The sequence below is a fragment of the Emticicia aquatica genome (genome assembly GCF_923079645.1).
Classification (GTDB): domain Bacteria; phylum Bacteroidota; class Bacteroidia; order Cytophagales; family Spirosomataceae; genus Emticicia; species Emticicia aquatica.
In genome coordinates this window covers 1-14,673 of sequence record NZ_CAKLPY010000003.1, presented here as the reverse complement: position 1 = coordinate 14,673, position 14,673 = coordinate 1, and the positions used below count along the sequence as shown (strand labels likewise).

Annotated in this window: 15 protein-coding genes and 1 rRNA gene; 9 read left to right on the top strand and 7 right to left on the bottom strand. The window is 35.5% G+C overall.

Features of this window, described 5'->3' with window-relative positions:
* Positions 1-38: 38 nt before the first annotated feature.
* On the bottom strand, positions 39-1,025 hold the full coding sequence (locus MJQ71_RS16765; RefSeq protein ID WP_238807899.1) for a sterol desaturase family protein: 987 nt from the start codon (positions 1,023-1,025) through the stop codon (positions 39-41).
* A 93-nt stretch (positions 1,026-1,118) separates the two neighbouring features.
* Complete coding sequence (locus MJQ71_RS16760) at positions 1,119-2,159, bottom strand: hypothetical protein (protein WP_238807898.1); 1,041 nt, start codon at positions 2,157-2,159, stop codon at positions 1,119-1,121.
* Positions 2,160-2,299: 140 nt separating this feature from the next.
* Between MJQ71_RS16760 and MJQ71_RS16755 the strand changes: the two genes are divergently transcribed.
* Positions 2,300-2,863 (top strand): DJ-1/PfpI family protein, encoded by a 564-nt coding sequence (locus MJQ71_RS16755; protein ID WP_238807897.1) that lies wholly within the window; start codon positions 2,300-2,302, stop codon positions 2,861-2,863.
* A gap of 66 nt (positions 2,864-2,929) precedes the next feature.
* Here the strand turns inward: MJQ71_RS16755 and MJQ71_RS16750 are convergent, their stop codons facing one another.
* Positions 2,930-4,942: a M13 family metallopeptidase gene (locus MJQ71_RS16750; protein ID WP_238807896.1), complete on the bottom strand. Its 2,013-nt coding sequence runs from the start codon at positions 4,940-4,942 to the stop codon at positions 2,930-2,932.
* Positions 4,943-5,284: 342 nt separating this feature from the next.
* Here MJQ71_RS16750 and MJQ71_RS16745 point away from each other — a divergent pair, with 342 nt between their 5' ends.
* The 4 genes from MJQ71_RS16745 to MJQ71_RS16730 are packed head-to-tail and all read left to right on the top strand — an operon-like array spanning position 5,285 to position 6,738.
* Complete coding sequence (locus tag MJQ71_RS16745) at positions 5,285-5,611, top strand: ArsR/SmtB family transcription factor (protein WP_238807895.1); 327 nt, start codon at positions 5,285-5,287, stop codon at positions 5,609-5,611.
* The gene (locus MJQ71_RS16740) at positions 5,601-6,098 is read left to right on the top strand and encodes an SRPBCC family protein (protein WP_238807893.1); all 498 of its coding nucleotides are present in this window, start codon (positions 5,601-5,603) and stop codon (positions 6,096-6,098) included. The genes MJQ71_RS16745 and MJQ71_RS16740 overlap by 11 nt, the downstream gene beginning before the upstream one ends.
* Entirely contained in the window at positions 6,095-6,304 is a 210-nt protein-coding gene (locus MJQ71_RS16735; RefSeq protein WP_238807891.1) for a hypothetical protein, read from the top strand. The genes MJQ71_RS16740 and MJQ71_RS16735 overlap by 4 nt, the downstream gene beginning before the upstream one ends.
* 2 nt (positions 6,305-6,306) lie before the next feature.
* On the top strand, positions 6,307-6,738 hold the full coding sequence (locus MJQ71_RS16730; protein WP_238807889.1) for a DUF1801 domain-containing protein: 432 nt from the start codon (positions 6,307-6,309) through the stop codon (positions 6,736-6,738).
* A gap of 25 nt (positions 6,739-6,763) precedes the next feature.
* Here the strand turns inward: MJQ71_RS16730 and MJQ71_RS16725 are convergent, their stop codons facing one another.
* Both MJQ71_RS16725 and priA read right to left on the bottom strand, forming a co-directional pair.
* Positions 6,764-6,955 carry a cold-shock protein gene (locus MJQ71_RS16725; protein ID WP_238807887.1) on the bottom strand — a complete coding sequence of 64 codons (192 nt, stop codon included), beginning with the start codon at positions 6,953-6,955 and terminating at the stop codon, positions 6,764-6,766.
* A gap of 222 nt (positions 6,956-7,177) precedes the next feature.
* Complete coding sequence (priA, locus tag MJQ71_RS16720; RefSeq protein WP_238807885.1) at positions 7,178-9,670, bottom strand: replication restart helicase PriA; 2,493 nt, start codon at positions 9,668-9,670, stop codon at positions 7,178-7,180.
* Between the two features lie 274 nt (positions 9,671-9,944).
* Here priA and MJQ71_RS16715 point away from each other — a divergent pair, with 274 nt between their 5' ends.
* The 4 genes from MJQ71_RS16715 to MJQ71_RS16700 all read left to right on the top strand — a co-directional run bounded on the left by MJQ71_RS16715 (position 9,945) and on the right by MJQ71_RS16700 (position 12,483).
* Complete coding sequence (locus MJQ71_RS16715) at positions 9,945-10,739, top strand: (Fe-S)-binding protein (RefSeq protein ID WP_238807883.1); 795 nt, start codon at positions 9,945-9,947, stop codon at positions 10,737-10,739.
* A gap of 128 nt (positions 10,740-10,867) precedes the next feature.
* Positions 10,868-11,368, top strand: coding sequence for a hypothetical protein (locus MJQ71_RS16710; RefSeq protein ID WP_238807881.1), 501 nt, complete (start codon positions 10,868-10,870; stop codon positions 11,366-11,368).
* 55 nt (positions 11,369-11,423) lie between these two features.
* The gene (gene msrC / locus MJQ71_RS16705; protein WP_238807879.1) at positions 11,424-11,915 is read left to right on the top strand and encodes a free L-methionine (R)-S-oxide reductase MsrC; all 492 of its coding nucleotides are present in this window, start codon (positions 11,424-11,426) and stop codon (positions 11,913-11,915) included.
* A gap of 1 nt (position 11,916) precedes the next feature.
* A complete protein-coding gene (locus tag MJQ71_RS16700; RefSeq protein WP_238807877.1) occupies positions 11,917-12,483 on the top strand; it encodes a precorrin-2 dehydrogenase/sirohydrochlorin ferrochelatase family protein in 567 nt (188 codons plus the stop codon).
* Here the strand turns inward: MJQ71_RS16700 and MJQ71_RS16695 are convergent.
* Together MJQ71_RS16695 and rrf are read right to left on the bottom strand one after the other, a co-directional pair.
* Positions 12,464-14,236 (bottom strand): ABC transporter ATP-binding protein, encoded by a 1,773-nt coding sequence (locus tag MJQ71_RS16695; protein ID WP_238807874.1) that lies wholly within the window; start codon positions 14,234-14,236, stop codon positions 12,464-12,466. The two genes, MJQ71_RS16700 and MJQ71_RS16695, sit on opposite strands and share 20 nt — an antisense overlap.
* Before the next feature lie 151 nt (positions 14,237-14,387).
* A 5S ribosomal RNA gene (rrf, locus tag MJQ71_RS16690) occupies positions 14,388-14,499 on the bottom strand.
* Positions 14,500-14,673 lie beyond the last annotated feature (174 nt).

The window sequence follows — 14,673 nt, the reverse complement described above, 5'->3', positions numbered from 1 at the left end:
CTTCTTTTATTAGGGAAGAATCTTTGTCAATTTCATTTTTATTTATTGCTCCTCAAATATTCGTTTCTCACAACCGAAGCCGTTTTGTGGTCGCCCGAATGATGCCAACCAGGTGGCATAAAAATGTACAAAACTTTATCTTTCAAAGTAGGAGCCGCCCAAATATCTTTAAATAAAGCGATAAACTCACCAAAATAAACATCCCAAATATTACCCGAATCCATTGTTCTGGTTATGCCATATTCGATTTTTACTTCATCTTTTTCGAGTTGATAAGTACCGAAAACTTTATCCCAAATATTTAATAGATTACAAAAATTGGTATCCATATACAATGGATTTTTGGCATGATGCACTCGATGATGCGAAGGTGTAAGAATGAGATGGTTCAAAAAGCCCATTTTCCCGTTTTTCATTAAATTCTCACCTACATGAATAAACATTCCGTAAGTGCCATCAATAAACATAATGAAAAATAAAAGTGCTGGATGAATACCAAAAATGATGCAAATTGAACCTCTAATTATATCTGCATAAGGGCCTTCAAGGAAAAAATGTGCGTGAGAAACCGATAAATTCATATTTTCGGGGGTGTGATGTGTAGCGTGCAAACACCAAAATAAACGTACTTTATGCCCCAAAAAATGATATACAAAATGCGAAAACTCCCAAACGATATAGCCATAAATAAGCCAATACCAAGTAAATGTAGTCTGAAAAGGTGCGTATTTTTGCAAATTAGCTATCAGAAATGAAATAGCTCCGATTGAAATAAAACGGCCAATAAAACGATTTAGGATATAAATCAAAAAAGTGATTTTATACACTTTTGCATGCGGATTTTTGAGAATTAGTCCATTTATAAGCTCAAGTACAAGCAAAATTGGTAAGATTGGCCCAATACCTGTAATAATGCCATCAAAAGTTAGAAATGCACTAAAATCACCTGATTTCAAGATTTCTAAAGTACCACGTAAACCCAAAAAGCCAATAAGCTCCTGATACAAAAACTCAATAATTTCCATCTGTTTATTTTTTATTTTGTTAAGGTTGAATTTACTTCAATTTCCAAAATATTTTGATAAAACAGATGAATTTGGGTTAATTTTTACAAAAAACTATTTTTTAGAAGCATTTTTAGTCTCTAGTATTGTTTTCATTATCATTCGCCCTTTCTCAAAATTCTTTCTATTGAGAGCATCGTGTTGCTCTTTTGTTATTTTTAATCCTTTTCTTGCCAAGAATTTTACAACCGCTGAACGATTTCTTTCAATATTTTTTGCAATTTCTGACAAAGAAATATTACCATGATTAGCAGTGATATATTTTTCTTCACTTGCTGTAAATTCGCTTCTATTCCAACGATTTCTGATAGCCGTGATTTCTGCGGGTGTTTTCAAGAAACCATGTTTTTCACACAGGTATTTTATCTGCTTCCAACTAACTTTATTGTCTAAAGCATTGCTCATTTCTCTTGCGGTCATTGTCCGATAATTGACTTTAATGAAATCAATCGTTTGAGGAGGTATTTCCTGCTCTTTGGTTACTCTAAGTGCTGTTAATTTTAATCTTCGTAGCGAAATTCTAACAACATCTCGGCTACAATGTAGTTTTTCTGAAAGTTCGTTTACCGTATATTTTTTATGATTTTTTGCAATGAAACTCTCCCTTTCTAATATGGCGTCAGGAAGAGCTCTTGATACTTTTAAAGGTGTTAGATTCAGTTTTTTGAGGTGATACCTAACCACAGTAATAGAAACATTTAACTCTTTTGCCATCTTAATGGCACTACTTTTCTGATAATTTTCTCGAATAAAATCTATTTTACTCAATACTTTTTCGCTTTTTCTACTTTTTTTCTTCTCTTTCGACGACGCTGTGCTATCGAGTTTTCTTGAAATTACTTCAACTGGCACGATTGGTTCAACTAATTCTTTGACTTCTTGGAGCTCAAGTGTTGAAATTAATTTTTCTTTTTTTATGAATTTCTCAACAGCAGCAACTGGCTTTCCTACTTTAAATGCTAATAGTTGGATGTTAAACAGATTAATATTATTTCTAATAAAATTTTTATCAGAAGCATTTAATTCATTTGGGCCTGCTTTTTTAAATTTCTTACCCACAAAATTTTTTTTACCGATGGGTGCTATTTTTCTCATTTTTAAAAATTAAATCTTACACCCAAATATAGCGAATTTTGAGCAGATTGTGTGGAGAAGTTTGCACATCGTAGAAGTATTTCGAACCACCTTTGCCAAGAATTTCTATATTTGTTTTTTATTCAACCTTATTTTATACAATGTCAAAGAAAGAGAAAATATTGATTATCACTGGTGATGCTGGTGAAGGTTACGAATGTTTGTATGGCAAACATCGCTTTGAAGAAGCTGGATATGAGGCAATTATTGCTGCACCAAGCGTAAAAAGACTCAATTTGGTTATTCATGATTTTGAACCTGGTTGGGATACTTATATCGAAAAACCAGGGTATATTGTTGAGTCAAATATTGCTTTTGCTGATGTAAAAACCGAAGATTACATTGCCGTTTTGATTTTGGGCGGAAGAGCTCCCGAATTTTTACGCCACAACGAAAAAGCCATAGAAATCGTCAGAGAATTTGACAAGACCGATAAATTTATTTTCTCTATTTGTCATGGCATACAAATTCTGACAGCCGCAGGTTTGGTTAAAAATAAAACTGTTACTTGCTATGAAAATGTAAGATTTGAGGTAGAAGCCTGTGGAGGTAATTTTGTAGGTAAAAATGAAGCTGTGAGAGATGGAAAATATGTTTCTGGACAAACATGGCAATCTCACCCCGATTTTTATAGAATGGTTTTTGAGTGTTTGAATGAGAAATAAATAAAAAATACCTCTGTCAAAAATATTTCTTGGCAGAGGTATTTTTATCTTCACAATAACAAATTTTTACCAAACCGTTATGCGTTCGCTTTCAGGTTTGTACATTTTATCGCCTGGTTTTATATCAAATGCCTTATAGAAAGGTGTAAAATTCATTAACGGGCCATTGACACGCCATTTTGCTGGCGAGTGCGGGTTGGTGTTTACATACGTACGCATAAAAGCATCTTTTGTTTTTACTCGCCATATTCTGGCAATTGAAATGAAGAAACGCTGTTCGGGCGTAAAACCATCAATTTTTTCATTACTCTTTGCTTGTTGTGTGAGCTTGAAAGCATCGAAAGCAATGGCAATTCCAGCAATATCGGCAGTATTTTCACCAACTGTCAAAGCACCTTTTACGTGCATCGAATCAAGCACTGTAAATTTATTATATTGCTCAATCACGAGTTGAGTTTTAGCTTTGAATTTTTTGAAATCATCTGCCTTCCACCAATTTTTTACATTACCATACTTATCATATAAAGCTCCTTGGTCATCAAATGAGTGTGTAATTTCGTGGCCAATTACCATTCCAATTCCACCATAATTAAGGGCATCATCGGCATTCACATCAAAATACGGAGGCTGAAGAATACCCGCTGGAAAAACAATTTCATTCAATGGCGGATTGTTGTAAGCCGTAACCGTAGGCGGAGTTGTACCCCATTCTGTACGGTCAACAGGTTGCTCTATTTTTGAAAGTGCATAAACAAAATCATTTTTGCTGGTAGCCAATCTATTTTCAAAATAGGTGCCACGATTGATTACTACTTTCGAGTAATCTCTCCATTTGTCAGGATAACCTATTTTCTCGGTGAATGCGTACAATTTTTCTTTGGCTTTCGTTTTAGTCGAATCGCTCATCCATTCAAGATTATTGATTCGGTTTTCAAAGGCAGTTTTCAAATTTTTCACTAACTCTTTCATCCGTCGTTTGGCCTCTTCAGGGAAATATTTTTTAACATAGAGTTGAGCTAGTCCATGTCCGAGCGATTTATCTACTGCATCTGTAATATCTTCTCCTCTTGGTTTTTGGGTAGCTTGTCCAGTCAACACTTTAGAATATTCAAAAGATGCTTTTGTGAATGGTTTGCTCAAAAAATCTGCGTAAGAAACGAGTGTTTTAGCTCTTAGATAGGCTTTCCAGTCTGCAATTGATACCGAGGTCAACAATGAATCTAAGCGGTTATAATAAGCAGGTTGTTGCATATTTAGTGAGTCAACTTTTACGCCTAATGCTGCGAAAAAAACTTGCCAGCCTATGTTTGGTTGCTTTTGAGCAATGGCCGTAACTGCGAGTTTATTGTAATTGGCTTGTACGTTTCTGCGTTCGATATTTGTTTTATGTGACTTCGCCAATTCTTTTTCGATAGTGTAAGCAGCCGAAGCCATTTGAGTTGCTGTGGCAGCGTCAATACCCGTAAGTTTAAACAATGTGCTGAGGTAATTTTGATAAGCTTTCTGAATAAAAAGCGTCGAAGAGTCGGTTCTGAAATAGTAATCTCTTTCGGGTAAACCGATTCCTGTCTGCCCTAAATTGACTATATTAATAGCACTATTTTTAATATCTGGTCCCACACGAAAACCAATGATTGAAAAATTATTAACTTTTTGCTGGTCAGCTACATATTTCATGATAGCAGCCACATTTTTAATACCATCAATTTGTTTGAGCAAAGGTTTTACAGGCTCGTAACCTCTCTTATTGATGGTGATTGTATCCATACCCGAAGCATAGAAATCTCCTACTTTCTGCTCGATACTTCCAAACGGGTTTTTGGCAGCCGAAACACTATCTAAGATGCCTTGTAAACGGATGCGTTGCGGGAAATTCATGAACGAATATGCTCCAACACCCGATTGCGTCGAAGGAATTTCAACTGAATTATACCATTTTCCGTTGACGTACATAAAGAAATCATCACCAGGCTTTAAAGAAGAATCAATACCAGTGACACTTACTTTTTGAGCGAAGCTTGTACTGATACAGGTTAATAAAAACCAGAGAATTAATAAGAGAGGGTAGTGTTTTTTCATGATTGTTGATAGTTTGTCTTGACGACGAAAGGTAATACTATAAGACCAAAAAATCTAAAACCAATAAAGGTATTTTCGATGTTTATCGACCTGTTGTGAGAAATTATCGACTTTATTGGTGAATTTTGTTTACTTCGTTCGACTAAATGTTTTACTTTTAGTCATTCTATATTCGTTTTTAAAAACGGTTAATGCCAAGACTTATTTCTTATTCAGCTTAACGAGATTATATCTTATCTTCCTTCAATTTCTGCAATCAGAAAAAAAATTAAAAATAAAAATTGCGAAACCAAAAAGTTGCACATATATTTGCAACCGATTAGTTTCACAAACAAAAAACAAATGAGACGAGATATTTTTCAAGCAATTGCAGACCCAACCAGACGAGGTATTATTGCCTTGATTGCATTACAATCAATGACACCCAACGCCATTGCCGAAAACTTCAACACGACACGCCAAGCAGTGTCAAAACATTTACGTATTCTCACAGAGTGTGAACTTGTAAAACAAGAACAGCATGGCCGAGAAATTTATTACTCGCTCGAAATCGAAAAAATGAAAGAAATTGATAAATGGCTGGAGCAATACCGCAAGATTTGGGAAACTCGATTCAATCAACTCGATAATTTATTAGCAACAATTAAATCACAAAAAAATGAAAAATGACTTATTTTTTGACTTTACCGTTGACAAAGAAGCTAAAACGGTATTCATCACAAGAGAATTTGTTGCCGAACTATCATTAGTTTGGGATGCTTTTACGACACAAGAATTACTCGACCAATGGGTAGCACCCAAACCGTTTATATCAAAAACAAAATATATGAATTTTGAAGTTGGTGGCAAAAGATTTTATGCAATGATAAGTCCAGAAGGGCATGCACGATGGGCGATTCAAAAATACACATCAATTACTCCGAAGACCAATTTTAAAATGTTTAATGTTTTTGCTGACGAAAATGAAAATCCTGACTTATACGGCTCTGAATGGGACTATAATTTCAGCGAACAAAACGGCATTACCAAAGTTAGCATTACAGTTTTTAATGAATCGTTTGAGCGTATGGAAAGCATACTCGAAGGCTTCCGACTTGGCTTTACTGCATCTTTACAAAACTTAGAAAGTCTATTAGCAGCTTTATCGGCACAATGATTTTTGTTTTCAAAACATCAGTAAAAACTAAGAAACAGATAAAAGCATTTAAGCCTCAAATCGACAACATTTTGTTAAAAGGAAAATGGAATTTTGACCTTGATGATTGCGACAAAATCTTGCGAATTGAGAGTGAAGAGAATGTCGTTCGTGAAATTCAAAAATTGCTAAATATCCATCATTTTTACTGTGAAGAATTAGATTGACCATGGAAATTCAAGAACAAATCAAAGCTTATATTAATAGCCAATCTGAGCCAAAGCAACATGAAATGCTGGCATTGCACCAGCTTATACTACAAGCGTTACCTGTGTGTAAACTTTGGTTTTTTGATGGTAAAAACAGCGAAAATAAGACTGTGTCCAACCCAACAATTGGATACGGAGTCCATACAATCAAGTATACAAATGGGAAAATAAATGAGTGGTTTAAGATTGGAATGAGTGCCAATACAACTGGCATTTCTGTCTATATTCTTGGTATTGAAGATAAGAAGTATTTAGCCCAAACTTATGGACAAAGGCTCGGAAAGGCAAGTATTAGTGGGTATTGTATAAAGTTCAAAACTATAAATGACATAAATATTGAGGTACTTGCAGAGGCAATAAGCACGGAAGCTAACCAAACCGCAAAGCCTTGATAGCAATGCGGTTTGGCTGAGAAATTTAGGCTTGCCTTACATTTACGGCATTTGGCCCTTTTCTGCCTTGTGCAACTTCATATTCTACCTCATCATTGTCACGGATATCCTCTTTTAAGCCTGTCACATGTACAAAAATTTCTTCTCCATTTTCATCTGAGATGATAAATCCGAAACCTTTCGATTCATTGTAAAACTTTACTTTTCCTTTTGCCATTATAAAAATTATTAAAATTAAAAATTAAGCCAATTTACTAGAAATTATTGTATTTACAATAACTGTGAGAAATTGCAATGTTTTGCTAAATGTTTCATATTTAGTTTGTTTACAATCATTTCCTTCAAAGACCTTGTTGTGCGATGGTATAAACTTCGTAAAAGTGACTTTATTCTTACACAATTCGGCTGAATGTTCCGAACTCAATTAGTGTTCATTGGTTTAAACCGCATCCACATCAACCACCACAAAAACTCCTCTGAACTCGCGTTGAGTCATTACGGCGTCGATTTGTTCTTGCAAGAAAATCTTGGCGGCTTTTATGTTGAGTTTGTCTTTTTCGAGTTTTAGCAAAATATCAAACAAAAATTTGTTTCTTACTCGTTCAACCATACCTTTTTCGGGGCCAAGCACACGAGCTTTACCGAGTTTTTCTAGTAATTTATCGGCCAACCAATGAGCAGCTTTTTCGGCTTTGTCTTGTTCTTCATGCTTTACGGTTATCGAAATCACACGAGTAAAAGGTGGATAAAAATACCCTTCCCGCTCCTTAATTTCTTCATTATAATAACCCATATAATCATTACTAACTACTTTATGCAGCAAACTCTGGTTAGTATTATTGGTCTGTATCAACACCAAACCTTTTTTCTCACGTCTGCCTGCTCGCCCGCTTACTTGTGTAAGCATCTGAAAAGCCCGTTCAGCCGCCCGAAAATCAGGAAAGTGAATCATGCGGTCAGCATCAAAAATTCCAACCAAACTCACTCGGTCGAAATCAAGCCCTTTGCTAATCATCTGCGTTCCGACCAAAATATCGGTATTTCCTTGCTCAAACTCCCCAAGAATGGTCTGATACGCATTTTTTGTGCGAGTTGTGTCCAAATCCATGCGTTGTACTCGTGCCGTAGGATACATAATTCGCAAATCATCTTCTAGTTTTTCAGTACCAAAACCCACCGTTTTTATTTTTCCCGAACCGCACGCAGGGCAAGCTCTCGGAATTTCTTCTTTATGACCACAATAGTGGCAACGCAATTCTTTTGAGTCAAGATGATAAGTCAAGCTCACTGCACATTGCTCACATTCACCAATCCAATTACATTCTTGACAATTCAAATACGGCGAATATCCACGACGGTTTTGAAAAATAATTGTTTGTTCACCATTTTCTAAATTATGTTCGATATGCTGGCACAAAGTTCCTGAAAAATCGTTTTTCATAGTTTTTGATTTGCGTTCTGCCTTCAAATCAATCAGATGAATATCTGGCAATTGAGCATTGCCGTAACGTTGGTTAAGTGATACCAAACCATATTTTCCAGTGCTGGCTTGATAATAACTTTCAAGCGATGGCGTAGCCGACCCCAACAATATTTTTGCTCCTTGTTTTAGTCCCAACATAATTCCAACATCACGGGCGTGGTAGCGGGGAGCGGGGTCATATTGCTTGTAAGAACCTTCGTGTTCTTCATCAATAATTACTAAACCCAAATTATCCATTGGCAAAAAAACCGCCGAACGCACACCAACCACAAATTGGTATCGCCCTTCCAAAACTCCACGCCAAACTTCTACTCGTTCATTATCCGAAAATTTAGAATGATAAACGCCCATTTTATCTCCAAAAACTCGCTTCATCCGTACCACAATTTGGGTTGTGAGTGCAATTTCTGGCAATAAAAACAAGACCTGTGAGCCTCCTTCCAACACTTTTTGAATCAAATCAATGTAAATTTCTGTTTTTCCACTTCCTGTAATTCCGTGCAATAAAACCACGTCTTTTTCACCAAAATGTGTCAAGATTTCGTCGCTTGCTTGTTGCTGTGCTTCGGTTAATTCAATTTTTACTGGTTCTGGTGGCAAATCATCACTAAAGCGAGAAACAATTACTTCAAATTGTTCTAAAACACCTCTTTCAATTAAAGTATTTAAAGCAGAATCTGACGTTTCTCCTTTCGTAAAAAGTGCTTTATCGACCCCAAGCTGATTTCGCTCTGATAATTGGTGCATCGGAATTTGCCTTAAATATTCCAAAACAACCATTTGTTGTTTCGCTGATTTTGCCAAAGAATCAATCAAATTGGCCACTTCTTCCGTTCCTTCATAAACCCTTTTTAGGCGAACTTTCTTAGCAATTTTAGGCTTATACTTTTCCTTCACTTCTTCATACATAATAATTGCGTGCTTGCCAATCAACGATTTTATCATGGCGTTGATATTGGTTTCACCTACAAATTTTATGGCATCGTCATACGTCAAAGAAGCATGATTTTTCAGAATATCAAGAAACCCTATTTCTTGTTCATCCAATAATTCGGCATGGTCAAAATCTGGATTAATTTGAATCCTCGATTGGCTTGTCACTTTCAAGCCCGACGGCACAGCGACGTTCATCACTTCGCCAACACAACACATATAATAATCTGCAATCCAATCGAATAACCAAAGTTGTTGTTGTGTGATAAGTGGCTCATTATCAAGTAATTCAAGAATATATTTTGCTTGATATTTTTCTGGAGGTGTTTGATGAATCCGACCAACAACCGCCGTAACAACCCGATTTTTACCAAATTGTACGATGACCCTCGCTCCTATTTTTATTTCATCCACAAAATTTCTTGGCACACGATATGTAAACATTCGTGGAATCGGAACAGGCAAAATCACATCAGCAAAAAAAGTAGTTTCTACAGAAAAAAGGCTTTCAGACATTTGATTCAATTACGAATGATGAATGTAGTACAAGAAATTAGTATTTTATCTCAAAACTGCATTCAAAACCCTTCTTCTAAAAAATAAGAAGGATTTAGGGTGAGGTTAAACCATTTTATTAGCTCAAAGGTACTAAATTCAATCTTTGCTTAGAATAAAGCCCTTCATAAATATCATAACACCAACGGAGCATAAATAATTTTCATGCTCTCACTTGTAAATATTATGCAAGCATACTATTTTTGCTAAGAATCGTATTCAATCTATTAACACTATGGCAGAAATTATCGAATATAAAGTGCCTACAATGGCAGAAATGGCAGCAAACGGTCAAGAACCCGAAGTACTTTTTTGGGTAGGTTGTGCTGGTTCTTTTGATGACCGATACAAAAAAGTGACGATTTCATTTGTGAAAATTTTGAATAAAATTGGAGTAAAATTCGCTGTTCTCGGCACAGAAGAAGCTTGCACTGGAGACCCAGCTCGTCGAGCTGGAAACGAATTTACTTTCCAAATGCTTGCTCAACAAAACATTCAAGTACTGAACGGTTATGGTATTAAAAAAATCGTAACGGCTTGTCCGCATTGCTTTAATACGCTTAAAAACGAATATCCTGAATTGGGTGGAAACTACGAAGTAATTCATCATTCCACTTATTTGCAGCAATTAATCAATGATGGTCGAGTGAAAATTGAAGGTGGCGGCTCGTTTAAGGGACAAAAAATCACCTATCATGATTCATGTTATTTGGGTCGTGCCAATGATATTTATGAAGCTCCACGCCAATTACTTGAAAATTTAGATGCCGAATTAGTAGAAATGAAACGTTGTAAAACCAACGGACTTTGCTGCGGTGCAGGCGGTGGACAGATGTTTAAAGAACCCGAAAAAGGAACAAAAGACGTCAATGTTGAACGCATTGAAGATGCTTTGGCCACTGGTGCGAATACGATTGCGGTTGCGTGTCCATTCTGTATGGTAATGATGTCCGATGGTGTAAAAAACAAAGAGCGTGAATATAATGTAAAAGTTTATGATTTAGCTGAGTTGTTGGAGCAAGCGATGTAAAACTGAGTTTAAAACTTATCCTGCAAAATTTTAATTGCCATTATCTGAGACTATTTTCAAAGAAATATTGTTTATAAATTATATATGCCGCAATTTTGATTGTGGCATATTTTTTTAAAGATAATAGTATGTATATAGATTTCGACAAAATTCCGCAAAATGCCCGTGTATGGGTATATCAAGTCAATCGCCAATTGACTGATAATGAAGCAAATACGATTGAATCTTATTTAAAACCAGCTGTCAATCAATGGGCTGCACACGGAGCTTCATTATTGGCTTCTGCAAAAGTTTTATACAATCGCTTCGTCATTATTGCTCTCGACCAAAGTTTTAACGAAGCTAGTGGCTGTTCAATTGATGCTTCTAGTCGTTGGTTTAAAGAATTAGGTGAACAACTAAATATTGATTTTTTCGACCGTTCTCAAGCCTACTTTGATAACGATGAAATTAAAACTTTTTCGGTCTTTCAATCTAAAAAAACCATTGAAAGCGGTCTTATTTCTCCCGATACAATTATTTTTAACAACATTACAATAGCAACTTTGGGAGATTTGGCCAATAAATGGCAAATAAAAGCCATTGATGCTCCAACTTTGAAAAGGTTTTTTGCTAAAAACTTAGCTTAACCTTTCCAAAATTCGATTTTATGCAGTAACCATTCGTCATTCGAAAATATATTTTATGGCTGAAACATTATATATTCCGGAAAATGCCTCCAGAAAGGAAATTTATGATAGTATTATTCCCCAAATAGAGGCACTTTTAAATGGTGAAACTGACCAAATAGCCAATTTGTCAAACTTCGCAGCGGCTTTGAAAGAAGCTTTCAATTTCTTTTGGGTAGGATTTTATATCAAACGTGGAAATCAACTAGTTTTAGGGCCTTTTCAAGGGCCAATTGCGTGTTCTCGCATCAATTTTGATAAAGGTGTTTGCGGATACTGTTATCGCACAAAACAAACCGTAATTGTTCCAAATGTAGATGAGTTTCCTGGGCATATTGCGTGTAGTTCGGCTTCAAAATCTGAAATTGTTTTACCTATTTTTGATAAAAATGCTGAAGTCATGATGGTTTTAGATGTTGACAGTGATAAATTAGATGATTTTTCTGAAGTAGATAAAAACGGATTAGAGCAATTAGTGATAATTTTAGAAAAAACTTTTTCGGCTTAAAATGAACACATTATTTCCGATATTTTTAAAACTTGAAGAACTTCACACACTTGTAGTTGGTGGTGGAAATGTAGGTTTAGAAAAACTCGAAGCTATTTTCAGGAATTCACCCAAAGCAAAAGTAACGCTTGTTTCTCCCGAAATTCGTGAAGAAATTAAAGCTTTGGTTGCTCACTATAATCTGAATTTGATTCAAGAAAAATATCATATTTCGCACCTTGAAGGAATAGATTTAGTTACGGCTGGCACTGACAGCAAAGAAGTAAATCGTCAAGTAAGAGATGACTGTAAAACTAAGAAAATATTAGTAAATATTGCTGATACACCAGATTTGTGTGATTTTTATTTGAGCTCGGTAGTTGTAAAAGATGATTTAAAAATCGCTATTTCTACGAATGGGAAATCACCAACTTTTGCGAAACGTTTTCGAGAAATTTTAGAGGAAATCATTCCCGAAAGCCTGCAAGAAACATTAAATAACTTGCAGGCTATCAGAAATAAATTAAAAGGTGATTTTCAAAGTAAAGTTCAAAAACTAAACGAAATTACTAAGGTAATGCAGGAATAAGTTTATTCTTACGCTCACCTATTTGTTGTCTCCACATGGCGTAATACAACCCTTTTTCCACCAAAAGTTCTTCATGTCTGCCTACTTCGATGATTTTTCCTTGTTCCAAAACAAAGATTCTGTCGGCGTGCATTACTGTACTTAGTCGATGAGCAATCATCACTGTAATATAGTCACCTTCGGCGGTAACATCTTTCACAGTGTTCGTGATTTCTTCTTCGGTCAATGAATCTAATGCAGAAGTAGCTTCATCAAAAACAAAAATCTTTGGGTTTCTAAGCAAAGCTCTTGCGATTGATAAACGTTGTTTTTCACCTCCCGAAATCTTAATTCCGCCTTCACCAATCACTGTATCAATGCCATTTTCAGCTCTTATTAAAAGATTTTGACATGATGCTTTTTGCAAAGCATCCATTATTTCAGCATCGCTTGCACTAGGTTGTGCAAAAAGTAAATTTTCTTTGATTGTTCCCGAAAAAAGCTGTGTATCTTGCGTCACGAAACCGATTTGCGAACGCAACTCTTCAATATTAATTTCATTTGAAGGTAAATTATTATAAAAAACTTTCCCTTCTGATGGATTATAAAGTCCGACTAAAAGCTTAACTAACGTTGTTTTTCCAGAACCAGAAGGGCCAACAAACGCTACTGTTTCCCCTTTTTTTACCTCAAAACTTACATCATCTAATGCTTTTCCTTGAGCAGTCAGATGACTAAAACTAACTGATTCAAATTTCAAATTTTCAACTGCCCCTAATTTTGAAGGATATTCTGGTGTAACTTCAATAGGATTATTAAGTAACTTCTGAAAATTATTCAATGAAGCTTCTGCCTCTCGATAAGCAATAATCACATTTCCCATTTCTTGCATTGGACCAAACACAAAAAATGAACAAAATTGTAATGTAAGCAGTTGACCAACAGTCATTTGGTCTTTAAAAATCAATAATAATAAAAGAAAAAGAATAGCTTGGCGGAGAAAATTCACGAAAGTACCTTGAATAAAACCAATACTACGAATGCTACGTACCTTTTTAAGCTCCAACTGTAAGATTTTCATCGTATTCAGATTCAAACGCTTAATTTCTTGGTCAGTCAATCCAAGACTTTTAATTAACTCAATATTTCGGAGCGACTCTGTAGTTGTACCCGCCAACGCCGTTGTTTCCTTCGTAATAACTCGCTGAATCTCTTTAATTTTTCTACTCAAAACCCTTGTTAAAGCAGCTAAAGCACCTGCTCCACCTAAATATACAAAAAACAACCATGGGCTAATGCCAAAATGGAAGATATAAACATTTAATACAATTATGCCAATCAAAGATGTAAAGCCTACATTCACGAAAAGCATGATAAATTTCTCTGTATCTGTACGCACTTTTTGTAAAACAGAAAGTGTTTCACCGCTTCGTTGGTCTTCAAATTGTTGGTAAGGGAGTTTGAGCGTATGCTTCAAGCCATCAGTAAAAATGGAAGCACCAAATTTTTGAATTACCATGTTCATTACATAATCTTGTAAGGTTTTGGCAATTCTACTCACCATTGCAACACCCACAACCGCAGCAAGCATTAGTAGTACTCCTTTGGTATAATCTGCCTGTGTGAAAGTTTTTGCCTTACCAGCGTACTCATCTACTATTTTTCCGAAAATGAGTGGGTCTAATAACGAAAAAGTTTGATTAATGGCAGCTAAAACCAAAGCCAACACTACTTGCCAACGATAACGTCCTAAGTATTGTAATAGTAATTTCATTTATAATGTAGTTAATTTTTATCAGAATCTAGGCTATCCTTTGAATCTTAACAAAGTGTTCAATCAAATAATTCCTTTCTAAAAGTCGATTATCAATTTTGCAATAAATGCAAAAAGAGTAACCCTTTAGAGGTTACTCTTTTAAATAAAATTCTGGCATCTACCTACTCTCCCGAGTTTGAACTCAGTACCATCGGCGGTGCGGGGCTTAACTGCTCTGTTCGAGATGGGAAGAGGTGAACACCCGCCCTATAAACACCATGAAGAACTGCCTACTATTTAAAATAAGTAGGACTTAATATCTTATGTACAGGACATTTGACTTATGTAACAGAGAAATAAAAATATAATAAAAATATAGGAGTCCTCGATTCATTAGTATTGCTCGGCTTAGTGTTACCACTTCTACACCTACAACCTATCAACGTAATAGTCTA